The organism is Ideonella margarita, assembly GCF_038066635.1.
In the GTDB taxonomy this organism is placed as follows: Bacteria; Pseudomonadota; Gammaproteobacteria; order Burkholderiales; family Burkholderiaceae_C; genus Ideonella; species Ideonella margarita.
The window spans coordinates 462,093-486,838 of the sequence record NZ_JBBUTI010000001.1 but is presented as its reverse complement, the minus strand read 5'-3'; the positions used below and the strand labels follow the sequence as shown (position 1 = coordinate 486,838).

Annotated in this window: 19 protein-coding genes and 1 tRNA gene; 17 read left to right on the top strand and 3 right to left on the bottom strand. The window is 69.5% G+C overall.

Features of this window, described 5'->3' with window-relative positions; translation table 11 throughout:
* Window positions 1-2: 2 nt before the first annotated feature.
* On the top strand, window positions 3-4,166 hold the full coding sequence (locus tag AACH00_RS02300) for a translocation/assembly module TamB domain-containing protein (RefSeq protein WP_341397320.1): 4,164 nt from the start codon (window positions 3-5) through the stop codon (window positions 4,164-4,166).
* A 37-nt stretch (window positions 4,167-4,203) separates the two neighbouring features.
* Window positions 4,204-4,279: transfer RNA gene (locus AACH00_RS02295), tRNA-Arg, on the top strand.
* 5 nt (window positions 4,280-4,284) lie between these two features.
* Here the strand turns inward: AACH00_RS02295 and AACH00_RS02290 are convergent.
* The gene (locus AACH00_RS02290) at window positions 4,285-4,914 is read right to left on the bottom strand and encodes a CAP domain-containing protein (RefSeq protein ID WP_341397319.1); all 630 of its coding nucleotides are present in this window, start codon (window positions 4,912-4,914) and stop codon (window positions 4,285-4,287) included.
* A gap of 48 nt (window positions 4,915-4,962) precedes the next feature.
* Window positions 4,963-6,582: an ABC transporter permease gene (locus tag AACH00_RS02285; RefSeq protein ID WP_341397318.1), complete on the bottom strand. Its 1,620-nt coding sequence runs from the start codon at window positions 6,580-6,582 to the stop codon at window positions 4,963-4,965.
* An 88-nt stretch (window positions 6,583-6,670) separates the two neighbouring features.
* On the opposite strand from AACH00_RS02285, the gene AACH00_RS02280 reads away from it, so the two are divergent.
* The 3 genes from AACH00_RS02280 (at window position 6,671) to AACH00_RS02270 (ending at window position 10,146) form a co-directional block, all read left to right on the top strand.
* On the top strand, window positions 6,671-7,792 hold the full coding sequence (locus tag AACH00_RS02280; protein WP_341397317.1) for an ABC transporter ATP-binding protein: 1,122 nt from the start codon (window positions 6,671-6,673) through the stop codon (window positions 7,790-7,792).
* Between the two features lie 102 nt (window positions 7,793-7,894).
* The gene (locus AACH00_RS02275) at window positions 7,895-9,331 is read left to right on the top strand and encodes a S41 family peptidase (protein ID WP_341397316.1); all 1,437 of its coding nucleotides are present in this window, start codon (window positions 7,895-7,897) and stop codon (window positions 9,329-9,331) included.
* A 62-nt stretch (window positions 9,332-9,393) separates the two neighbouring features.
* Window positions 9,394-10,146 carry a HesA/MoeB/ThiF family protein gene (locus tag AACH00_RS02270; protein WP_341397315.1) on the top strand — a complete coding sequence of 251 codons (753 nt, stop codon included), beginning with the start codon at window positions 9,394-9,396 and terminating at the stop codon, window positions 10,144-10,146.
* Window positions 10,147-10,242: 96 nt separating this feature from the next.
* Here AACH00_RS02270 and AACH00_RS02265 read toward each other — a convergent pair whose 3' ends face one another.
* Window positions 10,243-13,005: a TonB-dependent receptor gene (locus AACH00_RS02265; RefSeq protein WP_341397314.1), complete on the bottom strand. Its 2,763-nt coding sequence runs from the start codon at window positions 13,003-13,005 to the stop codon at window positions 10,243-10,245.
* A 256-nt stretch (window positions 13,006-13,261) separates the two neighbouring features.
* Between AACH00_RS02265 and AACH00_RS02260 the strand changes: the two genes are divergently transcribed.
* The 12 genes from AACH00_RS02260 (at window position 13,262) to AACH00_RS02205 (ending at window position 24,727) form a co-directional block, all read left to right on the top strand.
* Complete coding sequence (locus AACH00_RS02260; RefSeq protein WP_341397313.1) at window positions 13,262-14,626, top strand: cyanophycinase; 1,365 nt, start codon at window positions 13,262-13,264, stop codon at window positions 14,624-14,626.
* A gap of 59 nt (window positions 14,627-14,685) precedes the next feature.
* Window positions 14,686-15,477, top strand: a complete 792-nt coding sequence (locus tag AACH00_RS02255) for an ABC transporter substrate-binding protein (protein WP_341397312.1) — start codon at window positions 14,686-14,688, stop codon at window positions 15,475-15,477.
* Between the two features lie 27 nt (window positions 15,478-15,504).
* Complete coding sequence (locus AACH00_RS02250; protein WP_341397311.1) at window positions 15,505-16,197, top strand: ABC transporter permease; 693 nt, start codon at window positions 15,505-15,507, stop codon at window positions 16,195-16,197.
* Window positions 16,194-16,877: an ABC transporter permease gene (locus AACH00_RS02245; RefSeq protein ID WP_341397310.1), complete on the top strand. Its 684-nt coding sequence runs from the start codon at window positions 16,194-16,196 to the stop codon at window positions 16,875-16,877. The genes AACH00_RS02250 and AACH00_RS02245 overlap by 4 nt, the downstream gene beginning before the upstream one ends.
* Window positions 16,878-16,885: 8 nt before the next feature.
* Window positions 16,886-18,046 carry a succinylglutamate desuccinylase/aspartoacylase family protein gene (locus AACH00_RS02240; RefSeq protein ID WP_341397309.1) on the top strand — a complete coding sequence of 387 codons (1,161 nt, stop codon included), beginning with the start codon at window positions 16,886-16,888 and terminating at the stop codon, window positions 18,044-18,046.
* 64 nt (window positions 18,047-18,110) lie between these two features.
* Window positions 18,111-18,956: an ABC transporter ATP-binding protein gene (locus AACH00_RS02235; protein ID WP_341397308.1), complete on the top strand. Its 846-nt coding sequence runs from the start codon at window positions 18,111-18,113 to the stop codon at window positions 18,954-18,956.
* Window positions 18,957-18,966: 10 nt separating this feature from the next.
* Window positions 18,967-19,986 carry a GlxA family transcriptional regulator gene (locus AACH00_RS02230; RefSeq protein WP_341397307.1) on the top strand — a complete coding sequence of 340 codons (1,020 nt, stop codon included), beginning with the start codon at window positions 18,967-18,969 and terminating at the stop codon, window positions 19,984-19,986.
* On the top strand, window positions 19,983-21,080 hold the full coding sequence (locus tag AACH00_RS02225; protein ID WP_341397306.1) for an arginine N-succinyltransferase: 1,098 nt from the start codon (window positions 19,983-19,985) through the stop codon (window positions 21,078-21,080). The genes AACH00_RS02230 and AACH00_RS02225 overlap by 4 nt, the downstream gene beginning before the upstream one ends.
* Window positions 21,073-21,999 carry an arginine N-succinyltransferase gene (locus tag AACH00_RS02220; protein WP_341397305.1) on the top strand — a complete coding sequence of 309 codons (927 nt, stop codon included), beginning with the start codon at window positions 21,073-21,075 and terminating at the stop codon, window positions 21,997-21,999. Before AACH00_RS02225 ends, AACH00_RS02220 begins: the two co-directional genes overlap by 8 nt.
* Before the next feature lie 90 nt (window positions 22,000-22,089).
* A complete protein-coding gene (locus AACH00_RS02215; protein WP_341397304.1) occupies window positions 22,090-22,992 on the top strand; it encodes an LOG family protein in 903 nt (300 codons plus the stop codon).
* Between the two features lie 92 nt (window positions 22,993-23,084).
* Window positions 23,085-23,999 carry an arginase gene (gene rocF / locus AACH00_RS02210; RefSeq protein ID WP_341397303.1) on the top strand — a complete coding sequence of 305 codons (915 nt, stop codon included), beginning with the start codon at window positions 23,085-23,087 and terminating at the stop codon, window positions 23,997-23,999.
* A complete protein-coding gene (locus AACH00_RS02205; protein WP_341397302.1) occupies window positions 23,996-24,727 on the top strand; it encodes a hypothetical protein in 732 nt (243 codons plus the stop codon). Before rocF ends, AACH00_RS02205 begins: the two co-directional genes overlap by 4 nt.
* Window positions 24,728-24,746 lie beyond the last annotated feature (19 nt).

The window sequence follows — 24,746 nt, the reverse complement described above, 5'->3', positions numbered from 1 at the left end:
TGATGACCGACCCCACCCTGCCCGCCCCCGACACCACTGCGCAGCCCACCCGCCGCCCCCGCACTGGCTTGTGGCTGGGCTTGGGTGCGGGCAGCGTGCTGGCAGCCGGCATCGCCGCTGGCGGCTGGGCCTGGCACAGCGAAGCCGGCACACGCTGGCTGCTGGGCCAGGTGCCCGGCCTGAGCACGCAGGGCCTGGCTGGCGCCCTCGGCAGCGGCAGCATGCAGCTTGATGAGCTGCGGTGGCAAGGCGCTGCCGGTGACCTGAAACTCACCGGCCTGCGCTGGAGCGGCATGGCCTGGCTGTGGCGACCGCACACCGGCGCCTGGGCGGGCCTGCAGCTGCAAGCCTTGAACGTGCAGGCAGCAACTTGGCAAAGTGTGCCGTCCACCAGCCCCACCACCGCCCCCGCCGACCTGGTCTTGCCCGCGATTTTGAGCATCGAGCAATTGCAGGTCGACCGGTTGCAGGTCGATGCACTGCCGCTGATCGAAGACCTGCGCGCCTCGGTGCACCTCGGCGCTGAGGGCGGCACGCGCCACCAGATCGACCGCCTGCAGGCCCGCACCGACCGCTACCAGCTGCAAGGCAGCGCCAGCATTGACGCCCAGGGTCCGATGGCCCTGGCCTTGAACGCCCGACTGCAAGGCAACACCGCCAACCGCCCCTGGCAGGCCAAGCTGGCCGGCCAAGGCCCGCTGCTGCACTGGCACGCCACCGCCGACCTGAGCGGCGAGCCGGCACGCGCCGGCCAGCCCGCCCCGGCGCTGCAGGCCAAGGCCACGGTGATGCCGTTCGAGGCCTGGCCGCTGGGCGACCTGCAACTGAGCACCACGGCACTCGACCTCTCCAGCCTCGACGCCCGGGCGCCGGAAACCCGGCTGGACAGCGAGATCAGCCTGCTGGCTGCCGGCATGAACCAGCCCGCCAAGGCGGTGATCACCCTGCGCAATGCCTTGCCCGGCAGCTGGGACCAGCACCGCGCGCCGATCAGCCGCCTTCAGGCCAGGTTGGCCGGCACGCCGATGCCGCTGAACCGACTGCAGCTGGACGAGCTGCTGCTGGAATTGAACGACGGCCGACAAGCCGCCGGGCGCATCTCGGGCTCGGGCCAATGGCAGCGCGACAGTGCAACCGGCTTGGCGCTGGTGCTGCAGCAGGTGCAGCCGGCCTTGCTGGATCGCCGCGCGCCGACGATGCAGCTCGGTGGCCCGGTGGCGCTGGAGCTGCTGCCGGGTGCCGGCACGGGTGAGCCCACCCTGAAGGTCAAGAGCCAGCTGGACGGGCGCAGCACCTTCATCAGCCCGGGCGCAGCCCAGCACGACATCCAGCTTCGCATCGACGCCGAAGGCAACCGCCAGGGCTTGAAGCTCACCGACTTCACGGCGCGGGCCGGTGCCGCGTCCACCCGCTGGCAAGGCACGGTGCAGCGCGACGCGCAACGCTGGCGCTGGCAGCTCACCGGCGATCTGTCGCAGTTCGACCCTGCCGTCTGGTGGCCGGGTGAGGCCGGCAGCGCCTGGCGCAAAGGCCCGCACCGCTTGGACGCCCGCATGGAGAGCTCGGCCAGCCTGCCCGCGGCGGCACTGGAGCGCACCGGCCTGCCCGACCTGGCCCAGGTGGCCGGCAACATCAACCTGACCATCGCCCCCAGCCAGCTGGCCGGGGTGCCGGTGCAGGCGCAGCTGCAGCTCACCGGCACCGGCGACGGCACGGCCCAATGGAAAGGCAGCGGGAGCGTGGCGGACGCGCAATGGAACTCCAGCGCCACGCTGGCCGCCGACACCCGCTGGTCGCTGGACGCCAAGGTGCCACGCATCGCCGGCCTGGCACCTGTGCTGGCCCTGGTGCCGCACAGTGCCGCGTGGATGCCGCAGAGCGGCCAGTTGCAATTGAACGCCAGCGGCCAGGGCGCGGCTGAGCAACACCGCTGGCAGCTGGACGGCCGGGTCGCCGAGCTGCGCAGCCCGCAGCTGGAATTGAAGGACGCCACCGTGTCGGCCCGCGGTGGCCTGACCGCCGATGCGCCCTTGCAGCTGACCCTGAAGGGCGGCATCGCCAGTGGTGCCGGCTGGGCCTTGCGCAGCAGCCAGCTGGAGGTGAGCGGGAGCCTGCGCAACCACCGCCTGTCGGCGCAGCTCGACAGCCCGGCCCGCCCGCCTGCCTGGTTCGAGCAATGGCTGGGCACCAGCACGGGCAGTGGCAGCCGCCTGTCGGCCGCGCTGGAAGGGCGCTGGACACCGGCTACCCCGGCTGTGAGTGCGTCCTCAGCCAAGACGCCCGCCAGCCCGACGATCCAGCTGGCCGGCACCTGGCAAGGCCAGTTGACCCAGCTGCGTGGCGGTGCCGCTGATGGCACCGGCCAAGCCTGGGCCGAGGCCCGCGACATCGGCCTGGGCCTGAGCCTGGACGCGAACGGCCAGATCACCGACATGCGCCTGAACCCGGGGCGGCTGGCCCTGCCCGGCACCGGCCTGCGCTGGCAGCAGGCCCAGTGGCGCGCCCGGCCAGGCCAGCCCTTGCCGGAGCTGAACCTCGAGATGGAACTGGAGGCGTTCACGCTCGCCCCGTGGCTGGCGCGTGCGCAGCCCGAGCTGGGCTGGGCCGGTGACCTGACACTTGCGGGCAGCGTGCGGGTGCGCACCGGCCAGCGCCTGGACGCCGACATCGTCTTCGAGCGGCGCAGCGGTGACCTCAGCGTGGCCGACGACAACCTCGACCCGCGCAGCCGCTCGCAACCTCTCGGCCTGACCGACCTGCGGCTGGGCCTGAGCGCGCACGATGGCGTCTGGCACTTCACACAAGGGCTGGCGGGCAAATCGCTCGGCGCCATTGGCGGCGTGGCCACGGTACGCACCCGCGCCGATGCCTTGTGGCCAGAGGCCGCCGCGCCGCTGGACGGCAGCCTGCAATTGCGTGTGGCCAACCTGGGCGCCTGGGGTGCCTGGGTGCCGCCGGGCTGGCGCCTGGGCGGTGAGGTGCGCAGCACGGCCAAGCTGGGCGGGCGCTTCGGCTCGCCCGAGTTCACCGGCACGGTCACCGGCGAGCGCATCAGTGCACGGCATGTGTTGAACGGCCTGCAGCTCAGTGATGGCGACATCTCCATTCAGCTCAATGGCGCCCACGCCATCGTCGAGCGCTTCCGGTTCAAGGGCGGCGAAGGCCAGCTCGAAGTCACCGGCGACGCCCGCTTCGGCGAGCAACCCGGCGCGCTGCTGAACCTCAAGGCTGACCGGTTCCTCACGCTTGGTCGGGTCGACCGCCGCCTGGTGACCAGCGGCCAGGCCCAGCTCAAGCTCACCGCCGACCAGCTGCGCCTGGACGGCCAGCTCAAGGTCGACGAGGGCCTGATCGATTTCAGCCGCGGTGATGCGCCGGGCCTGGACGACGACGTGAGCATCGTCACGGCGCAGGCGGGCAGCACGGCCTCCGAGCCCGCCAGCCGCGCCAACCCGCGGCCCACGGTGCTGGCGGTGACGCTCGATCTGGGCGAGCAATTGCGGGTGAAGGGCCGCGGCCTGGACACCCGCCTGCGCGGCCAGTTGAAGATCACCAACCCCGGCAACAAGCTCGCCGTGCACGGCAATGTGCAGACCGACCGCGGCACCTACGCCGCGTATGGCCAGAAGCTGGAAATCGAGCGCGGTGTGCTGAGCTTCGTCGGGCCGGTGGAAGACCCGCGGCTCGACATCTTCGCGGTGCGGCCGAACCTCGACATCAGCGTGGGCGTGGCCGTGACTGGCACGGCGCTGAACCCGCGCGTGCGGCTGGCCAGCGACACCGACCTGAGCGACACCGACAAGCTGAGCTGGCTGGTGCTGGGCCGCGCCAGCGACGGTCTGGGCAGCGCCGACACCGCCCTGCTGCAGCGTGCCGCCATGGCCTTGCTGGCTGGTGAAGGTGAAGCGCCGACGGACGCCGTGCTCAAGGCCATCGGCCTGACCGACTTTTCACTGCGCCAGACCACCGACGGCGATGTGCGCGCCACCGTGGTCAGCGTGGGCAAGCAGCTCTCTCGCCGCTGGTATGTGGGCTATGAGCGCAGCGTGAATGCCACCAGCGGCACCTGGCAGCTGATCTACCGGGCCGCGCAGCGCTTCACGCTGCGTGCGCAGTCGGGCGACGACAGCGCGCTGGACCTGATCTGGACCTGGCGCTGGAACTGAGAACCCGCCGGCGGCATGCCAAAATGCGCGCTGTCGTGCGGCTGTAGCTCAGTGGATAGAGCATCTCCCTCCTAAGGAGAGGGTCGCAGGTTCGATTCCTGCCAGCCGCACCACTGCTTCAGCGCGCAGTGCCCAGGTCCATCACCCAGTAATTGCGGTACTGGCTGGCGCTTGGTGCCGCCACGCAGGCCACGCCAATCTCGGTGTAGGCCGGGTTCAACAGGTTGGCGCAGTGGCCATCACTGGCCCGCCAACCGGCCATCACGCTCTCCACGCTCGAGTAACCGGCAGCGATGTTTTCACCCACCAGCTGCCAGCTGTAGCCAGCTGCCGTGACGCGGGTGCCCAGCGTGCGGCCGTCGAGGCTGGTGTGGGCAAAGTAGTTCTGCGTGGCCATGTCGGCGGCGTGGCCGTCGGAGGCCTTGGCCAGCAGGCCGTTCCAGGTCAGGGGCTTGGCGGCCGCAAAGTTGCCACTCGCGCCGCAACTGCCGCCGGTGGCGCGCAGCGCGTTCACACGGTCCAGCACCTGCTGCTGGAAATCAGCGAGGTTGCAGGTGCCGGTGGTGCTGGCTGCGGCGGTGCTGCCGCTAGACGAGGCGGCGGGGGAATCACCACCACCGCCGCCGCCGCAGGCGCTCAACAGCGCCAGCAGGCCGACCATGACGCCGGACTTCACCCCGACAAAACCGGCTCGCGCCGACCGCTTGGCCGGCCAACGCGCGGCGCCATTCAAACTGCAAGACATCATGGCCGTGATGATACGGACGGCCACCAGATCAGCGGGTATCGAGCTGTTTCAGCGCGCTCGCAAGGTGCGCGACAGGATGATCACCGGCACCAGCCCCACCGCCACGATCGCCAGCGATGGCAACGCGGCCTCAGCCAGGCGTTCATCGCGGGCGAACTGGTAGGCCACCACGGCCAGGGTGTCACTGCCAAACGGGCGCAGCACCAGCGTGGCGGGCAGCTCTTTCATGGTGTCGACAAACACCAGCAGCGTGGCCGCCATCGACGACCGCGCCAGCAGCGGCATGTGCACCGTCAGCCAGGTGCGCCAGGTGCCGGCGCCCAGCAGGCGGGCTGACTCATCAATGCTCGGCGCGATGCGCGCATAACCGGCCTGCACCGATTGCAGCGCCACGCCGGAAAACCGCGCCAGGTAGGCATACACCACGCCCACCAGCGTGCCCGTGACCAGCGCCGGCAGGGCCCACTGCGGCGCCACCTGCTGCACCAGCCCGGTCCACAGCAAGATGCCGATGGCGACCACCGCGCCGGGTACCGCATAGCCCAGCGACACCAGCTGCCCTGCCCAGCGAATCGGGCGCGCCAGCCAGCCCTCGTTGCGGCGCAAGGCCAGCGCCAGCGCCAGCGCGAACAGCAGCGCCAGCACCGCAGCCAGCCCGGCCAACCGGAAGCTGGACCACGACCATTCAACGAACCGTTGCAGGTAGCCGGGCTCGAACACCGGTGAATCACCCAGCCGCCATTCCTGCCACAGCAGGCGCAGCAGCCATCCCACCGGCAACAGGAAGCCCAGCAGCACCGGCACGCCGCACACGGCCCAGGCCGCCGCCACACCACTGCCGCGCAGCACCACCGGCCGCGCCGCGGTGCTGGCGCCGGGGCGCGCAGCCGCAAAGCGCAGTTGGCGCCGGGCGCGCTGCTCAGCCCACAGCAAGGCCGCCACCAGCACCAGCAGCAGGCTGGCGAGCTGCGCCGCCGCCATGCGGTCGTCCATCACCAGCCAGGCCCGGTAGATGCCGGTGGTGAAGGTGGTCAGGCCGAAGTAGGAGCCCACGCCGTAGTCAGCCAGCGTTTCCATCAGGGCCAGCGCCATGCCGGCCGCCAGGGCGGGGCGCGCCATCGGCAGCGCCACCTCCAGCACACGCCGGCGCATCGGCGCGCCCAGCAGGCGGGCGGCCTCCATCGTGGCGGCGGCATGTTCACCCAGCGCGGTGCGCACCAGCAGATACACATACGGGTACAGGCTGACGGTGAACAACAACACCGCGCCCCAGACATGGCGAATGTCGGGCCACAGCGCGCCCTCGGCCCCCGTCCAGGCGCGCAAGGCCACCTGCACCGGGCCGCTGAACTGCAGCGCGTCGGTGTAGGCATAGGCCAGCACATAAGCCGGCAGCGCCAGCGGCAGCAACAGCGCCCATTCCAGCCAGCGCCGCCCCGGGAATTCAAACAAGGTGACCGCCGCCGCCGTGGCACCGCCCACCACCGCCACGCCCACGGCCACCGCCACCACCAGCCAGAGCGACTGGGCGGCATAGGCCGGCAGCACCGTCGTCCACTGGTGTTGCAGCGTCGCCCAGGAAGCGGCGTCCAGCGCCACCCAGGCACCGAGCACGCCGATGACCGGCAGGGCCAGCAAGGCGGCCAGCAGCAGAATCACGAACCGCATGCCACAGCCCCAACCACTGTTCCCGACGATGCGCAGCGCATCCAGATACGAACAATCCTCATTTTCATTTGGCTAGTATCATAGTCGGATGTTCCTGCAACTTGACCGCGTGACCGTGTCCTACGGCACGGCGCCGGGCCAGCGGCCCGCCGTTGATGCCGCCTCGCTGAGCTTGTCGCCCGGCCAGATCGGCGTGCTCATCGGGCCGTCGGGCTGCGGAAAAACCTCGCTGCTGCGCGCCGTGGCCGGGCTGGAACCCACCGCCGCCGGCACCATCACCCTCGCCGGCCAACCCCTGAGCGGCGGCCTGCAAGGCGTGCATGTGGCGCCCGAAGATCGCGGCATCGGCATGGTCTTTCAGGATTACGCCCTGTTCCCGCACCTGAGCGTGGCTGACAACGTGGGCTTCGGGCTGCGGCACCTGCCACGCACCGAGCGCCAGCGCCGGGTAGCCGACATGCTGGAGCTGGTGGGCCTGGCCCACACCGCCAAGCGCGCACCGCACCAGCTCTCGGGCGGACAGCAGCAACGCATCGCCCTGGCACGCGCCCTCGCGCGGCAGCCGCGCCTCTTGCTGCTGGACGAGCCGTTCTCAAGCCTCGACGTCGACCTGCGCGAGCGCCTGGCCCACGACGTCCGCGCCATCCTCAAGCAGATCAATGCCACCGCGCTGTTTGTCACCCATGACCAGCTGGAAGCCTTTGCCATTGGCGACCTGATCGGCGTCATGTCGAACGGCCAGCTGCAGCAATGGGACGAGGCCTATGCGCTGTACCACCGCCCGGCCACCCGGTTCGTGGCCGGTTTCATCGGCCACGGCGTGTTCCTGCCCGGCCAGGTGGTGGCCGGCAACGACGGCCCGAGCGTGCGCACGCCGCTGGGCGATCTGACCGACCACGACGAGTGCCCGCTGCCCGGCGCCTTCGCCGACGACCGCTGTGATGTGCTGCTGCGCGCCGATGACATCGTCCATGACGACGACGCGCAGGTGAAAGCCCGCATCGAGCGCAAGGCATTCCGCGGCTCGGAGTTCCTCTACACGCTGCGGCTGGCCACCGGCGAGCAGGTCCAGGTGCTGGTGCCCTCGCACCATGACCACGCGATCGGCGAGTGGATCGGCATACGCCCGCAGGTCGATCACGTCGTCACTTTCCCGCGGGAAGTGCACGAAGCGACTGAAGGTGAGCACCCCCTCACGAAAATAGCCTGATAAAGGCAGCAACTTTACGGGTCAGCGCGAATCACAGCCTCAGGTGGCAGCCCTATACTGCCGATCAGTTACAGGCGCAAGATGCGGCAAGAGGCAAAACACATGGGTGCCAAACTTAAAGTGGCTGGTCTGCTGACCCTCGGGGCAGTGGCAGGTGCATTGACGACGATCCAGTTCCAGGCGATCGCGCGGAGCGCCTACAGCCCGCTGCCGCTGGAAGAGATGCAGCAGCTCGCGGCGGTCTTCGGCATGGTCAAGAACGACTATGTCGAGCCGGTGGACGAGAAGAAGCTCATCACCGACGCCATCGGCGGCATGGTGGCCGGCCTGGACCCGCACTCGCAGTACTTCGACAAGAAGACCTTCAAGGAATTCCGTGAAGGCACGACCGGCAAGTTCGTCGGTGTGGGCATCGAGATCGGCATGGAAGACGGCCTGGTCAAGGTGGTCTCCCCGATCGAAGGCAGCCCGGCCTTCCGCGCCGGCCTGAAGAGCGGCGATCTGATCACCAAGATCGATGACACCGCCGTCAAGGGCCTGACGATGGACCAGGCCGTCAAACGCATGCGCGGCGAGCCGAACACCAAGGTCGCCCTGACGATCTTCCGCAAGGCCGAGAACCGCAGCTTCCCCGTCACCATCACCCGCGAAGAAATCCGCGTGCAGAGCGTGCGGGCCAAGATGGTCGAGCCGGGCTACGCCTGGATCCGCGTCAGCCAGTTCCAGGACCGCACGGTCGACGACTTCTCGCGCAAGCTCGAAGAGCTCTACAAGCAGGACCCGAACATCAAGGGTCTGGTGCTGGACCTGCGCAATGACCCGGGCGGCCTGCTGGAAGGCGCCGTGGCCGTGGCCGCCGCGTTCCTGCCTGCAGACGCCGTGGTGGTGAGCACCAACGGCCAGATCCCTGATTCCAAGGCCACCTACCGCGCCAGCCCCGACAACTACCTGCGCCGCGGCGGCAATGACCCGCTCAAGCGCCTGCCGGCAGCACTGAAGAACGTGCCGATGATCGTGCTGGTGAATGAAGGCTCGGCTTCGGCCAGCGAAATCGTCGCCGGTGCGCTGCAAGACCACAAGCGCGCCACGCTGATGGGCGCGCAGACCTTCGGCAAGGGCTCGGTGCAGACCGTGCGTCCGCTGACCGTGGACACCGCGCTGAAGATCACCACGGCGCGCTACTACACGCCGTCGGGCAAGTCGATCCAGGCCAAGGGCATCGTGCCCGACATCTGGCTCGACGAAACCGCCGAGGGCAACGTCTTCGCCGCGCTGCGCACCCGCGAAGCCGACCTGGAAAAGCACCTGGGCAACGTCGACGAGAAGAAGGACGAAGCCCGCGAGAAGGCCCGCGAGGAAGCCCGCAAGAAGCTCGAGGAGCAGATTGCCAAGGACAAGGACAGCATCAAGCCGCTGCCCGAGTTCGGCAGCGCCGAGGACTTCCAGCTGGCCCAGGCGCTGAACCGCCTGAAGGGCAAGCAGGTGATGGTCAGCAAGACCATGAACGAGCGCAAGGCCGACGCCGGCACCACGCAATAACGCCTGGCCACGCCAACCCCCTGCACACACCGGGCCGCCTCATCAGCGGCCCGCTTCATTTCATGACCGACGACGAGCTGCTGCGCTATTCGCGCCACATCCTGCTGGACGACATCGGCATCAAGGGCCAGGCCCGGCTGCTCGCCAGCCATGCACTGGTGATCGGTGCGGGCGGGCTGGGCTCGCCGGTGTCGCTGTACCTGGGCACCGCCGGTGTGGGCCGCCTCACGCTGGTCGACCACGACACGGTGGATGTGACCAACCTGCAGCGCCAGATCGCCCACACACTCGACCGCGTCGGTGTGTCGAAAGCCGAATCGGCGCGCCAGGCCATCCACGCCATCAACCCGGCCGCGGACGTGCGCTGCGTGCTGCAAAGGGCCGACGCCGCCTGGCTGGACGAGGCTGTGGCCGATGCCGATGTGGTGATCGACTGCACCGACAACTTCCAGACGCGCCACGCCATCAACGCGGCCTGCGTGAAGCACCACAAGCCACTGGTGGCGGGCGCGGCCATCGGTTTTGACGGGCAGATCTCGGTGTACGACACGCGCGATGCCGGCAAGCCCTGCTACGCCTGCGTGTTCCCGCCGGAAAGCACCTTCGAGGAAGTGCGCTGCGCAACGATGGGCGTGTTCGCGCCGCTGGTGGGCATCATCGGCTCGATGCAGGCCGCCGAGGCGCTCAAGCTGCTGACCGGCGTGGGCAGCTCACTCGCGGGCCGGCTGCAGATGCTGGACGCCCGCGGAATGCACTGGGACGACATCCAGCTGCCGCGCCAGGCCCATTGCCCGGTGTGCGCCAGCCTGCGCTGACCGACGGTCAACGACGCTGATCGCTCCACTGGCACCCTCACGGCGCCATGAAAAAAGCCCGCCGGCTCATCACCGGCGGGCCCGAGGCTCACCCTCTCAACGGAAGCTGTACTGCGCAGAGGCGTAGAACGTGCGACCACGCGGGTCGGTGTAGGTCGGGTCGTAGGTGGCCAGGAAATAGTAGGCCTGGTTCGAGAACGGCGGTGCCGTGTCGAACAGGTTCTGGATGCCACCCCGCACCTTCAGCTGCTTGTTCACCGTCCAGCTGCCACTCAGGTCCCACAGCGAATACGGCTTGACCTTGCGGGCCGGCAGCAGTGCGTTGGTCACCTGGTCGTAGGCCGTGTTCTGGTCGGTGTAGCCACTGGAGAACTGGTTGGACAGGGTCAGGCCGAACGGACCCTGATCCCAGTCCACCGACACGCGGTGGCGCCAGCGCTGGATGACCTGGTCGTTCAGGAAGGTGCCCAGATTGCTGCGATAGGCCTCGAGCGGGCCGAACTGCCGTTCGTACTCCAGCACCAGCGTGCCGTTGAGGCTGACACCGAAGCGGCCCAGTTCGGTGCGGTCACCACGCCAGTCGATGCCCAGATCAACGCCCGAGGTCTTCAGTCGGCCCTGGTTCTCCTTGCGCAGCCGGATGTTGCTGATGAAGCCGTCGGCATCGCGCTCGATGTAGGTGCCGTTGTACTTCTCCGGGCTCTCGACAATGATCTGCTCACCCAGCGTGCTGATGACGTCCTTCTTGTCGATGCGCCACCAGTCCAGGCTCAGCACCCAGCCCGGGGCCGGCTGCAGCACCGTGCCCAGCGAGAATTGCGTCGACTTCTCTGGCTTGAGGTTCGGGTTGCTTTCGCGGGTCACGCGCCACTGGTCGGTGCACAGGTCGATGTCGCCTTCCTGGGCCACGCACTGCGGGTCGGTCAGGAAGCTCGAGGCGCTGCCGTAGGTCTTCGGGCGGTTCAGGTCTGACAGGGACGGCGCGCGGAAGCCCGTGCCCGCCGAAGCGCGCACCAGCCATTCCTTGCTCGGCTGCCAGCGCAGGCCGGCCTTCGGATTGATGGTGTCACCCACTGCGCTGTACTTGTCGTAGCGCAGCGCGAACTGGCCTTCCAGCGTCTTGCTGAACGGTGCGTTGAACTCGCCGAACATCGAGGCCACCTTGCGGCTGTCACGCGTGGCCTGCAGGCTCGGGTCCACCTCGCCGGGCAGCAGCGATGAGTCGCGGTCACCGGCGATGTTGTTCGTCAGCAGCAGGGCCGACGGGTTGAACGCCGTGGTCTCGCGGCGGAACTCGCCGCCGATGGCCACCGCCGCTTCACCGCCCGGCATGGCGAACAGGCCGCGGCTGATCTTGGCATCCAGCGATTCACTCAGGCCGCGCGATTTGCGGGCCTCGTCATTCACCTTGATGCTGTTGATGTACGACTGCCCTGCCTCGCCCGACGGCCCGAAGGCATTGATGCGCCCGTCCAGCAGGCCCTCCACCAGCTTGTCGTACAGGACATAACCGTCGACGTACTTGTCGGTCGCACGGTTCTCGGCGCGCATCAGCGCCACGTCGTAATCCCAGCCCGCGTACACGCCGGTCGCACCCAGCACCAGGCGGGTGGCGTCACTGCGCACCTCGTTGGTCCGGCCACCGGCTTCCGCCGTGCGCAGCTGCAGACGGTTCACGGTGCTGGTGACGGGGCTGAGCGCATCACGCCAGGCTTGCGGCAGCACCGACACCGGCAGGCTGCTGACGCGCTGCGGGTTGGGGCTGAGGCGGTAGGTGCTGTCGCTGCGGTTGATCAGCACCTCGGCGAACAGCTGGTGGTCAGGTGCCAGGTGCAGCGTGGCACGGCCCAGCGCGCTGAGCTTGTCCGAGGCCGGGTAGATCTCGGTGTCGCGCATGTAGTCGTAGCTGCAGCCGTACAGACCACCACGGCTCTGCGGCGCATTCACGCTGGATGGCGGGTTGCAGTCCGGCGCGCTCGGGTTCACCAGGATGCCGCTGGAGTACACGGCGTCGGCCGGCAGCAAGCCCGCCGCCTTCAGCGCAGCAAACTGCGTCGACGAGCGGATGCGGATGTTGGCCGGATACGGGTTGCTCGACATCAGCGAGGGCAGCGTGCTGGCCAGCGGACGATCGAGGATGAACTGGCGCTGGCTGGAGCGCAGCGCGTCGAGCTGCTGCACGTCCAGCACGCCCATCACGTTGAAGCGGTCGGTCATCAGGTCGCCGAAGCCGGCGCTGATGGTGGCGGTGCGCTTGCCCGCGCCGCCTTCCTGGGTGCCGAGGGCCGACACGCCCACGTCCACGCCACGGTAATCCTTGCGCGTGATGAAGTTGATGACGCCGCCGATGGCATCGGTGCCGTAGATGGCGGAGGCGCCGTCCTTCAACACCTCCACGCGCTGGATGGCGCCGGCCGGGATGTTGTTCAGGTCCACGCCTGCGTTGTCGCCGGGCGATGCGAAGTTCGCCAGGCGGCGGCCATTCAGCAGCACCAGCGTGCTGGACACACCCAGGCCACGCAGGTTGGCGCCGTTGAAGCCGCGCTGCCCCGAGGTGCCGTCGGTGATCGAGGCGCCGTCGCTGAGCGGCGCGGTGTTGGCGCTCAGCGTCTTGAGCAGTTCGGCGGCGGTAGTCACGCCGGCCTTCTCGATGTCTTCACGGCGCAGGATCTGCACCGGCAAGGCAGCTTCGCCCTCCAGCCGCTTGATGCTGGTGCCGGTCACTTCGATGCGCTGCGCACCTTCCTGCGCCTGCACCTGCGTGGCCGGCAGGGCCGCACACAACAGGGCAGCGGCCAGTGCACCGGGTTGAAGGATGAAGGCCGGGCGCAATGCGGCGCGGCGTGGGCTCTGGGACATGCGGTACTCCTCGGGAACAGACAGGGGGGTTGAGGTCTTGAAGGCCTTGGCGGCGGACTCTACGAACGCATCCCCCGACTGCCTATGGGGTGCACACGGCCGCAGCACGGCGTGTCAAAACCCTGTCGCAAAACATCAAACCTGCGCACCGCCGGCCCCGTCTGCAGCGCGCACCTTGCTGCAAAGCGACACGCATTTGCCTGATCGCACCAAGCGCGGTGCAACCCGCATCGCGGCAGCACCGGTCACTGCCAACATGGCGCCCCGACCCTCACCTGCCGCCCGCCCCGACAAGATGCCGAAGCAACCGACTGACCACACGACCGAGGCCCGCCTCGCCCCTGGCTTCAATGCCACGCGCCGCCGCTTCATCGGACGGGCCGTGCAAGGTGCCGCCCTGGTGCCGCTGGCGGCTTCTGCCAACACCGTGGGCGTCGCGGGCAACGGCAGCGGCCCCGGCATTGCCGTGCCCATCGGCGGCGCGCTGCGCTATGACAACCACGAGGTCTGGGCGCGGCTGGTGGAGCTGGCGGGCGGACCGGGCGTGCGCTTCGCCGTGTTCGCCACCGCCGCAGGCAACCCCGAGCGCAGTGCCGGCCAGATCATGCAGGCACTGCGCCGGCACGGGGCCGAGCCGGTGCACATCGCCGTGGCGCCCGGTCTGCGCGGTGTGGACGTGGCCGCGGCCGTGCAAGACGAGCGCTGGATCACCACCGTGCTGGGCTGCCGAGGCGTGTTCTTTGCCGGTGGCGCGCAAGAGCGCATCACCGCCACGCTGCAGCCCGGTGGCCAGCCTACGCCGCTGCTGAATGCCGTGTGGTCGGTGTTCAATGCCGGCGGCGTGGTGGCCGGCACGTCCGCTGGCGCCGCGGTGATGAGCCGGCTGATGTTCCGCGACGCCCAGTCGGTGATGAAGGTGCTCAAGGGCCAGCTCACCGACGGGCGCGAGACCGACCGTGGCCTGGGCTTTGTCGGGCCCGATCTGTTCATCGACCAGCACTTCCTGAAGCGTGGCCGCATCGGCCGGATGCTGCCGCTGATGACCGCCCGCGGTTACCAGCTCGGCCTGGGGGTGGAAGAAAACTCGGCAGCCATCGTGCGCGGCGACCAGATCGAAGTCATCGGCGCGCGTGGCGCCCTGCTGGCCGACCTGCGCGAGGCCACGCACGGCCGGCAGGGGCCGGTGTGGGAGCTGCAAGGCGCGCTGCTGAGCTTCCTCGACCGCGGTGACCGCTACGACCTCACCCGCCGCAGCCTGCAGCCCTCGGCCACCAAGGCCGCCGAGCCGGTGATCGATGCCAACGCGCCGAGCTTCAAGCCGTACTTCAACGATCGGCCCTTCCATCTAGACATCCTCGGCGACAACACCATCGCCAATGCGATGGCGCACCTGATCGACAACACCGCCACCGAGGTGCTGGGCCTGGCCGCCGACGTGATGCCTGCCGCCGATGACCCCGCCCCGGACCTGGCGTTCGAGTTCCGGCTGCACAAGCGGCCGGAAAGCCGCGGCTGGTTCTCGGGCGCGCTCGGCGGCGAGGACTACAGCGTCGCGCACCTGGGCCTGGATGTGCGCCCGGTGCGCATCAGCCTGCCGCTCTACACCCCGTGGCGCCGCTGAAGCTGCGCCTCCTTCCTTTCCTTCCGCACACCGTCCCCATCACCCTTGTCGAGGCCCGCATGACCCCTCTCCGCACCCGCATCGTCGCCACCTTCGCCCTGCTGCTGATGGCCGGCAGCAGCCTGGCCCAGAGCACACCAAGCCGGCTGCGCATCGGCGTGGAAGGCGCCTACCCGCCGTTCTCGGAAGTCGGGCCGGACGGCCAGCTCAAGGGCTTCGAGATCGACCTCGCCCGCGCGCTGTGCAGCCAGATGCAGGTGGAATGCGTGCTCGTCCAGCAGGACTTTGACGGCATGATCCCGGCGCTGAACGCGCGCAAGTTCGACGCCGTCATGGCCTCGCTGTCGATCACCGACGAGCGCAAGAAGGCGGTGGCCTTCAGCGACAAGTACTACAAGACGCCGAACCGCATGATCGTGCGCAGCGGCGCCAACCTGACGGTCAGCCCGGCGGGCCTGCAGGGCCGCAAGATCGGTGTGCAGCGCGCCAGCATCAACGACCGTTATGCCACCGACCAGTTCAAGGCCTCGGAGATCGTGCGTTACGCCAAGCAGGACGAGATCTACCTCGACCTGGTGGCTGGCCGGCTCGACGCCACGCTGGTCGATGCCATCGCCGCCGACACCGGCTTCCTGAAGAAGCCGCAAGGCAAGGGCTTCGCCTTCGCCGGCCCGGCTTATGTAGACCCGGCCTACTTCGGATCAGGCGTGGGCGTGGCGGTGCGCAAGGCCGACACCGCCTTGCAGCAGCGCTTCAACCAGGCCATCGCCGCGCTGCGCGGCAACGGCACCTACAAGCAGCTGCAGGCCCGGTACTTCGATTTCGACATCTACGGCGACACCCAGCCCTGATGCCACGCAGCCGCTGAAACGGAGCACATGATGTTGCATGGCTATGCCAGCTCGCTGCTGGAAGGTGCCGCCTGGACGCTGGGCGTGGCGGCCTGTTCCTGGCTGATCGCCATGGTCCTCGGCATGGCCAGCGCGGTGGCCAGCCTGGCGCCGCAGCCGGTTTGGCGCGGCGTGGCGCGCGGCTACACCACGCTGATCCGCGCCGTGCCGGATCTGGTGATGATGCTGCTCGTCTATTACGGCGGCCAGCAGTTGATCAACCACTGGCTGGACGCCACCGGCGCCACCGAGCCGCTCGACCTGAACCCCTTCGTGGCGGGCGTGCTGACCATCGGCTTCATCTTCGGCGCCTACCTCAGCGAAACCTTCCGCGGCGCCCTGCTGGCCGTGCCCGCGGGCCAGCGTGAGGCGGCCTTGTCGGTCGGCATGACGCCGCGGCAGATCTTCATGCGGGTGGTCGGCCCGCAGATGCTGCGACACGCACTGGCGCCCCTGTCGAACAACTGGCTGGTGCTGCTCAAGAGCACGGCCATCGTCTCGGTCATCGGCCTGACGGACCTGATGCACCGCGCCGGTCTGGCCGCGGGCGCCACCCGGGAGCCCTTCCTGTTCTACGGCGTGGCCGCCGGCCTGTACCTGGCCCTGACCAGCCTGTCGGAATGGGCCTTTGCCCAATGGCGCCGCCAGCTTGACAGCGGCGTGCGGGAGGCTGCCCTGTGAACTTCCTGATCGACCACGGCCTGCTCTACCTCGGCGGCGCCTGGACCACACTGCGCCTGCTGCTGGCCGCGCTGCTGGCTGGCGCCCTGCTGGCGGTGCCGCTGGCCGTGCTGCGCAGCCTGCACAACCCCTGGGCCTGGCGGCCGGTGTGGCTGTTCACCTGGGTGATGCGCGGCACGCCGATGCTGGTGCAGCTCTTCCTGCTGTATTACGGCCTGGCCCAGTTCGAGGCCGTGCGCCAGAGCGGCCTGTGGCCACTGCTGGGCTCTGCCTGGTTCTGCGCCATCGCGGCCTTCGCGCTGAATACCTGCGCCTACACCACCGAGATGCTCCACGGCGCCATCCGCAGCCTGGCCCCCGGCGAGATCGAAGCCGGCCGCGCGCTCGGCATGAGCCAGCTGACGCTGATGCGCCGCGTCATCCTGCCGTCGGCGCTGCGGCGCGCCATTCCGGCCTACGGCAACGAGGTGGTGATGATGCTGCACGGCACCTCGCTGGCCAGCGTCGTCACGCTGCTCGACGTGACGGGCGTGGCCCGTGAACTCAACGCACGCACCTACCTGCCCTTCGAGGCCTTCGTGGCCGCGGCCGTGCTGTACGTGCTGCTCAGCAGCGCCCTCGTCGCGCTGTGCCGGCATGCTGAAAAGCGCTGGCTGGCCCCGATGTTGTCCCGCTCCTGAAAGCACCCATGCTGACCCGCACCCATGTCCTGACCGCTGCCAGCCCGGGCACCCGCCGTGAGCTGACCAGCCTGCACTTCGGCACCGCCGCCAGCGGCCCGAAGGCCTATGTGCAGGCCTCGCTGCATGCCGATGAAGTGCCGGCCATGCTGGTGGCTCATCATCTGCGCCAGCGCCTGCAGCAGCTGGAAACCCAGGGCCGCGTGCTGGGCGAGATCGTGCTGCTGCCGGCGGCCAACCCGGTCGGCCTGTCGCAGCGGCTGCTGCAGCAACCGTTCGGCCGCTTCGAGCTCGGCTCGGGCGAAAACTTCAACCGCCATTACCCCGATCTGGTGGCCGCCGTGGCCGACGAGGTGGAAGGGCAGCTCACCGGTGACGCCGCCGCCAACATCGCCACCGTGCGGCGTGCGCTGCGAAGCGCCTGCGCCGCCCTGCCCGCCACCACTGAACTGCAAAGCCTGCGCCGCCAGCTGCTGACGCTGGCGGTGGACGCTGACACGCTGATCGATCTGCATTGCGACAACGAGGCCGTGTTGCACCTATACACCACCACGCCGCTGTGGCCGCAGGTGGCACCGCTGGCGGCGGCACTCGGTGCGCCCCTCACGCTGCTGGCCACGCGCTCGGGCGATGAGCCGTTTGACGAGGCCTGCTCGATGATCTGGTCGCGCCTGTCGGAAGCCCTGGCCGAGCGCGACCCCGACGCCGACGCCCTGCCCGAAGCCTGCGTGGCGATGACCGTGGAGCTGCGCGGCGAAGCCGACGTGCAGCACGACACGGCCAGCAACGATGCCGAAGCCCTGCTGCGCTACCTGGCCTGGCGCGGGCACCTGCGGCTGGACGCTGACACGCGCATCGACCAGGCAGGCGCCAACCCGCCCGCCCCGGATGCCACACGCGCCTCCCGCCCGCTGGCCGGCTCGATGCCGGTGGTGGCGCCGCATGCCGGCGTGTGGGTGCCGGTGGCCCGCCTGGGCGATGAGGTGCGCGCAGGCCAACCGGTGGCCGAGCTGATCGACCCGGTCAGCGGCAGGACCAGCGTGCTGCGCAGCCCGGTCGCCGGCCTGCTTTACGCCCGGGACAACCGCCGCTTCGTGCAGGCCGGCCAGCGCGTGGCCAAGGTGGCCGGGCACCAGGCGCTGCGCCAAGGCAAGTTGCTGTCGGCCTGACACGCCCGCCCGGCCATTGAACCTGCACTCCTCCGCCATCGCTGCTACCCATTCCCGCACCACCATGAGCACCACCCTTCTCGACCATCACACCCGCAGCGCCCCTGACCGGGCCGGCACCCCGCCCCCCGATTCGCGCGAACTGCCGCCGGCGCTGGCGGTGTGCAACCTGCACAAGCGATTCGGTGACCGCGAGGTGCTGCGCGGCGTCAGCCTGGCCGCCCAGGCCGGCGATGTCATCACGCTGATCGGCGCCAGCGGCTCGGGCAAGAGCACGCTGCTGCGCTGCCTGAATCTGCTGGAGCATCCGCACGCCGGCAGCATGAGCATGAACGGCGAGCCGCTGGCGCTGCAGCCGGGCCGCGACGGCAGCCTCGACGCGGTGGATGCCGGCCAGCTTCGGCGCTGGCGCACCCGGCTGGGTTTCGTGTTCCAGAACTTCAACCTCTGGCAACATCGCACCACCTTGGAAAACATCATCGAAGCACCGGTGCATGTGCTGGGCCACTCCCGAGCCCAGGCGGTCGATCGCGCCCATGCGCTGCTGGCCCGCGTGGGCCTGGCGCACCGCGCGAACGAGTACCCGTCGCGGCTCTCGGGCGGTGAGCAGCAGCGCGCCGCCATCGCCCGCACGCTGGCCATGGACCCGCAGGTGCTGCTGTTCGACGAACCCACCTCCGCGCTTGACCCCGAACGTGTGGGCGAGGTGCTGGCGGTGATGCGCGAGCTGGCCGAGGAAGGCCGCACCATGCTGGTGGTGACGCACGAGATGGGCTTCGCCCGCGAGGTCTCCAGCCAGACCGTGTTCCTGCATGAAGGCCAGGTCGAGGAAGCCGGACCACCGGCGCAGATCTTCGGCGCCCCACGCAGCGAACGCCTGCGCCAGTTCCTCGGCAGCGGCCTGAAGTGACGGCCCCCTGATGCACCGCATTGGCCTGTTGTTGTTGCCGGGCTGCCACCTGATCGAGCTGGCAGGGGCCAACGACGCGCTGACGGCCGCCAACAAGGTGCTGGGCGAGCGGCACTACGACGTGCAGTGGCTCTCGCTCGACGGCCAGCCGGTGCGCAGCCAGTCCGGTGCAGCCCTGCCGGTTCACGGCCCGCTGGCCGCCGCGCGTGATCTGCACATGCTGCTGGTGGTGGCTGCCCAGCTGCCGCACTCGGCCCCGGCGGCGCTCAGCCTGCTCGGGCAATGGCTGCCGGCCACGCTGGCTGGTGGCGCCTGGCTGGGCGGCATCGGCAGCGGCGCGGCGTGGCTGGCCGGCCTGGGCCTGCTGGACGGCCAGCGCTGCGCCGTCCGGTGGGACCATGTCAGCGAACTGGCCGAGCTGTGCCCCGAGGTTGTCGTCTCCGGCCACCTGTACGAGATGGACCGCCAGCACCTGAGCTGCGGCGGCGGCACCGCCAGCCTCGACATGCTGCTGCACTGGCTGGGCCTGAAGCACGGCGCGCGTCTGTCCAGCCAGGCAGCGGCGGCCCTCGGGCTGGAGCGCATACGTGATGGCCAGGAGCGGCAGACCGGCGGCCGCCAGGCCCCGCTGCTGGCCTCGGGCAAGCTGGCCGAGGCCGTGGCCTTGATGGAAGCCAACCTCGCCGAACCCCTGGCCACCGAGGACGTGGCGCAGCTGGTCGGCGTGTCGCGCCGGCAACTGGAGCGACTTTTCAAGCAGCACCTGGATGAGCTGCCGGCGCGCTGGTACCTGCAGCTGCGCCTGGCGCGTGCGCGCCGCCTGCTGCAGGACAGCTCGCAATCCATCCTGCAGATCGGCCTGACCTGCGGCTTCGCCTCAGGCCCGCACTTTTCCCGCGCCTACCGCGCCCAGTTTGGCCACACCCCGCGTGAAGAGCGGGCCGGTCGTGCCGCCGCCTGGCGCGCCGCCCCCGCCCACGACGGCCACCGCCCCGACAGCCACGCTGGCGACGACGAGGAATCCCCATGACATTGCCCGCCCTTGACGACCCCGCGCGCTACCTGATGCGGCCGGCCCGCAGCGACGATCTTGACGCGCTGGAGCGCTTCGCCGTGGCCAGTGCCCACGGCATCACCACCCTGCCGGCCGACCGCGCGGCGCTGGCCGACAGGCTGGCCCGCTCGCAGCACGCCTTCGCCAGCGCCGACGATGCCAGCGGCGAGGAGATCTACCTGTTCGTGCTGGAAGACCTGGCGCTGGGCCGGGTGGTGGGCACCAGCGGCATCACCGCCAGCGCGGGTTTTGGCGGGCAGTTCTATGCCTTCCGCAACGAGGTCATCGTGCACGGCAACGCCGCGCTCGGGCTGAGCAACCGCATGCACACGCTGCACCTCTGCCATGACCTGACGGGCGTGACCCTGCTGACCTCCTTCTACATCGAGCCGGCCTACGAGCACACGCTGGCGCCGCAATTGCTGTCGCGCGGGCGTCTGTTGTTCATCGCCGAGTTCGTGGAACGCTTCTCCGAGCGCGTGGCGGCCGAGAGCCCGGGCCTGGCCGACGACACCGGGCACTGCCCGTTCTGGAATGCCGTGGGCCGCCAGTTCTTCGACATGGACTACCCGGTGGCCGAGAAGCTGGCCGGGGGGCGCAGCAAGTCGTTCATCGCGGCACTGATGCCGCCTGCCCCGATCTATGTCGCCGTGCTGCCCAAGGCCGCCCAGTGGGCCATCGGCCAGCTGCACCCGGTGGCCGAGCTGCCGTTTTCCATCCTGCAGGATGAGGGCTTCGATGCCGACACCTGGGTCGACGTGTTCGACGCCGGCCCGATCGTGGAGGCCCGCCTGGCCACCTTGCACAGCGTGGCCCGCGCCCGTCATCTGTCGTCGGCCGAGGGGCGACATGCAGGCCAGGAAGGTGAGGCCGCGGACGGCCGACCACGCCTGTGCCTGATCAGCTCCCCCCACCGTGACCGCTTCCGGGCGATGCTGGGCCGCGTCGGCGAAACCGCCGCCCACCTGCCCACCGCACTGGCGAGGCAGATCGACCTCGGCCCCGGTGCGCTCGCCCGCGTCGCGCCGATGAGCCTGAATGCCCTGACCCGCGGAGGTCGCCATGACTGACACCTTGCTGATCAACGTGCGGCAGGAAGCGGCGCCAAACGCCCTCGACCCGCAGGCCGCCAGCTGGCACCTTCAGATGCCCGCCGGTGATGGCTCGCCCGAGCTGCACCTGGGCCTGCAAGGCGGCACCGGTCTGGATCGGCCCCGGCACTGGATCCACCTGGGCACCCGCGCGCATGCAGCGCCCGAACTGGGCCTGCACCACCGCCAGACCATGCTGATGCTGGGCAGCAACCTGACCGGCGCGATCGAGCTGACGGGCCTGGCAGCACCGGCCCTGCTGGCGGCCGAGGCCGAACGCCAGCAAGCGCTGCTCGACGCGGCCGTGTTGCTGCTGGGCTGGATGGCGCATCAGCAGCCCGCCAACCTGGGCCTGACGGTGTTTGGCGCCTTGCCGGGTCTGCGTGATGAACGGGGGCAGTCGCCGTTCTGGGCGGCCCTCGGCCAGCACTTTGCGGGCATGACGCCGGCGCAGGCGGCGCAGCGGCTGGGCGCGCACTGGGCCGATGACCTGGCCCCGCTGCTGCCGCGTCATCCGGTGATGCTGTCGCTGCTGCCGGCCGGCGCGCAGGCGGTGGTGTCGCAGGTGGCCCCGGCCGCCAGCCGGCTGGCACAGCAACTGGTGATGCAGGGGCTGGCCAGCGGCAGGCATGTGGACCTGGTGGATGCCGGGCCGGTGCATGAGGCGCCGCTGGCCAGCCTGCTGGCGCGGCGCGGCGCCGCCCAGCGTCACCTGCAAGCCCTGCCCGCGGAGGCTGCTGAGCCGCTCAGCCGCTGGTGGTGCTGGGCGCCCGCACGCGGCGTGCTGCTGCGCGCCGAGGGGCGACTGGCTGACGACGGCCGCCTGCAACTGCCATCCGGCGCACTGGCCACGCTGGGAGCGCAGCTTGATGAGGCTTTCTGGAGCGCACCCGGCTGAACACCCGGACTGTTGTGCCCTATCTGCGGGCCTTCAGGGCGCCGCGCTTGGGGTTAAGCTGGGCGCCTGCCAACCACCAGACCGTTGTCCATGAGCGCACCCCGGCCCCTGACTGCACGCAACTTCCCTTCCGCCGTGGAGGAAGCCCAGAACACCGCGCGGCCGCTGCCGCGCTACGACGGTCCGGACAGCAACTACCAGCTGGCCTTCACCGACACCGATTTCCTGCTGCGCGACGAGCTTCGCCCGGTGCGCATGCAGCTGGAGCTGCTCAAGCCCGAGCTGGCGCAGAAGGCGCTGGGCATCGAAAGCACGATCGTCATCTTCGGCAGCGCGCGCATTCCGGCGCCCGACGTGGCGGCGCAGCGCCTGGCTGAAGCGGAAGCCGCGGGTGAGGACATCGCCATCCGCCGCGCCCGCACCCAGCAGGCGATGAGCGTGTACTACGACGAGGCCCGCAAGTTCGCGGCCATCGTCACCGAGCGCACCGCCAAGCTGCCGACCCCGGTGGTGGTGGTCACCGGCGGTGGCCCCGGCATCATGGAGGCAGGCAACCGCGGCGCGTTCGAAGCTGGCGGGCGCAGCATCGGGCTGAACATCGTGCTGCCGCATGAGCAGGCGCCCAACCCGTACATCACGCCGGCACTGTGCTTCCAGTTCCACTACTTCGCGCTGCGCAAGATGCACTTCCTGATGCGCTCGGTGGCGCTGGTGTGCTTCCCCGGCGGTTTTGGCACCCTCGACGAGCTGTTCGAGACCATGACGCTGATCCAGACCGGCAAGTGCCGGCGCCGGCCCATCCTGCTGTTCGGGCGTGAGTTCTGGACCAAGCTGATCAACTTCGACCACCTGATCGACACCGGCATGATCCACGCCGACGACGTCAACCTGTTCCGCTTCGTCGAGACGGCTGACGAGGCCTGGCAGGTACTGGCGCAGGACTACGGCCTGGACGCCCCGGCCGACTTTGAAGGCCAGTACGCCGACGATTGAGGTGCGCCACGCCCGCTGCGGCCGATTTTCCTTCGGCGCGGCGGGGCCTTTGCCGCAGGCGATGCGGCCCGCTTGCCCTGACAATCACGCCCATGCAGAAACAAGTCTCCCTCATCGGCGCGCCCACCGACATCGGTGCCGGCGCACGTGGCGCCAGCATGGGGCCAGAAGCCCTGCGCGTGGCCAACATCGGCCCGATCCTGGAAAGCCATGGCGTGCAAGTGCTCGACCGGGGCAATCTTGCAGGCCCGTCCAACCCCTGGCAGCCCCCGGTGGAGGGCTACCGCCACCTGCCCGAAGTGGCCGAGTGGAACCGCCTGGTGCATGACGCCGTGTACGCCGAGCTGAGCGTCGGCCGCATGCCCATCCTTTTGGGCGGTGACCACTGCCTGGGCCTGGGCTCGATCAGCGCCGTGGCACGCCACTGCCGCGACACCGGCAAGAAGCTGCGCATCCTCTGGCTGGATGCCCACGCCGACTTCAACACCAGCGCCCTCACGCCCAGCGGCAACATCCACGGCATGCCGGTGGCCTGCCTGTGCGGCCACGGCCCGAAGGAGCTGATCGAGATCGGCGGCCTGGTGCCTGCCATCAGCCCGAAGTGGGTGCGCCAGATCGGCATCCGCAGCGTGGACGCCGGCGAAAAGCGCTTCGTGCATGAGCAAGGCCTGGAGGTCTTCGACATGCGCTACATCGACGAGATGGGCATGCGCCACGCGATGGAGCTGGCCCTGGCCACGATGGACGCCAACACCCACCTGCACGTGAGCTTCGACGTCGACTTCCTCGACCCCGACATCGCCCCCGGCGTGGGCACCACCGTGCCCGGCGGCCCGACCTACCGCGAAGCCCAGCTGTGCATGGAAATGATCGCCGACACCGGCCTCATGGCCAGCCTGGACGTGATGGAGCTGAACCCGGCCATCGACATCCGCAACAAGACCGCCGAAGTGGCGGTGGACCTGATCGAGAGCTTGTTCGGCAAGAGCACGCTGATGCGCAAATGAAGCACGCCGTTCAGCTTTCCACGGCCTCGCGACTGACCGCGCTGGGCGCACTGGGTGCACTCGCACTCAGCCTGGCCGCTTGCGGCGGCGGTGGCAGTGACAGCGGCAGTGGCAACACCAGCAGCTACAACATCCGCGCGCCGTGGCTCAGCCTGACCACCGGCACGGTGCAGCGCACGCTGACCACCACCTTCCAGGGCCAGACCTTCACGCTCGGCATACGCTACGCGCCAGGCGCCGGCACCAGTTACCCGCCCAGCACGGTGCTGGCGCGCGAGCAGCGCGAAACCCTCACGCTGATCGGCCCGAACGTGCAGCAGACCGGCATCAACCGCGTCTACTTCAATGCCAGCACCGGCGACGTGCTGGGCCAGGTCGATGACAGCGGCGATGTGTCGGTGTGCTCGTCCGTCACCACCATCGGCACCCCGCCCGAGTACGCGGCCGTGGGCAACAGCGGCCTGGTGGCCAGCGGCTCGATCCTGGCCAGCTGCACCGCAGGCGCGGCGGCCACGGGCAGCTTCAGCATCCGCTGGTCACTCGAAACCATGGCTGGCGGTGGCGTGGGCTGGTGCCTGACAAGCAGCAGCACGCTGCCTGATGAGGCCACCACCGACAAGCGCTGCTTCCAGATCGCCACCAACGGCGCGCTGGGCCCCGCGGCCACGGTGGATGTGAGCACCACCAGCGCCGGCCAGACCACCACGCTGAACTTCACGACGCCCTGACGGGGATCCGACGCGGCAT

Bases quoted from the DNA above. Each gene is read 5' to 3' on its own strand.
- AACH00_RS02260 (WP_341397313.1), top strand. From the start codon at position 13,262: ATGGCGCCCCGACCCTCACCTGCCGCCCGCCCCGACAAGATGCCGAAG.
- AACH00_RS02205 (WP_341397302.1), top strand. From the start codon at position 23,996: ATGAAGCACGCCGTTCAGCTTTCCACGGCCTCGCGACTGACCGCGCTG.
- AACH00_RS02235 (WP_341397308.1), top strand. From the start codon at position 18,111: ATGAGCACCACCCTTCTCGACCATCACACCCGCAGCGCCCCTGACCGG.
- rocF (WP_341397303.1), top strand. From the start codon at position 23,085: ATGCAGAAACAAGTCTCCCTCATCGGCGCGCCCACCGACATCGGTGCC.
- AACH00_RS02220 (WP_341397305.1), top strand. From the start codon at position 21,073: ATGACTGACACCTTGCTGATCAACGTGCGGCAGGAAGCGGCGCCAAAC.
- AACH00_RS02255 (WP_341397312.1), top strand. From the start codon at position 14,686: ATGACCCCTCTCCGCACCCGCATCGTCGCCACCTTCGCCCTGCTGCTG.
- AACH00_RS02280 (WP_341397317.1), top strand. From the start codon at position 6,671: ATGTTCCTGCAACTTGACCGCGTGACCGTGTCCTACGGCACGGCGCCG.
- AACH00_RS02240 (WP_341397309.1), top strand. From the start codon at position 16,886: ATGCTGACCCGCACCCATGTCCTGACCGCTGCCAGCCCGGGCACCCGC.
- AACH00_RS02300 (WP_341397320.1), top strand. From the start codon at position 3: ATGACCGACCCCACCCTGCCCGCCCCCGACACCACTGCGCAGCCCACC.
- AACH00_RS02285 (WP_341397318.1), bottom strand. From the start codon at position 6,582: ATGCGGTTCGTGATTCTGCTGCTGGCCGCCTTGCTGGCCCTGCCGGTC.
- AACH00_RS02250 (WP_341397311.1), top strand. From the start codon at position 15,505: ATGATGTTGCATGGCTATGCCAGCTCGCTGCTGGAAGGTGCCGCCTGG.
- AACH00_RS02215 (WP_341397304.1), top strand. From the start codon at position 22,090: ATGAGCGCACCCCGGCCCCTGACTGCACGCAACTTCCCTTCCGCCGTG.
- AACH00_RS02225 (WP_341397306.1), top strand. From the start codon at position 19,983: ATGACATTGCCCGCCCTTGACGACCCCGCGCGCTACCTGATGCGGCCG.
- AACH00_RS02275 (WP_341397316.1), top strand. From the start codon at position 7,895: ATGGGTGCCAAACTTAAAGTGGCTGGTCTGCTGACCCTCGGGGCAGTG.
- AACH00_RS02230 (WP_341397307.1), top strand. From the start codon at position 18,967: ATGCACCGCATTGGCCTGTTGTTGTTGCCGGGCTGCCACCTGATCGAG.
- AACH00_RS02290 (WP_341397319.1), bottom strand. From the start codon at position 4,914: ATGATGTCTTGCAGTTTGAATGGCGCCGCGCGTTGGCCGGCCAAGCGG.
- AACH00_RS02265 (WP_341397314.1), bottom strand. From the start codon at position 13,005: ATGTCCCAGAGCCCACGCCGCGCCGCATTGCGCCCGGCCTTCATCCTT.
- AACH00_RS02270 (WP_341397315.1), top strand. From the start codon at position 9,394: ATGACCGACGACGAGCTGCTGCGCTATTCGCGCCACATCCTGCTGGAC.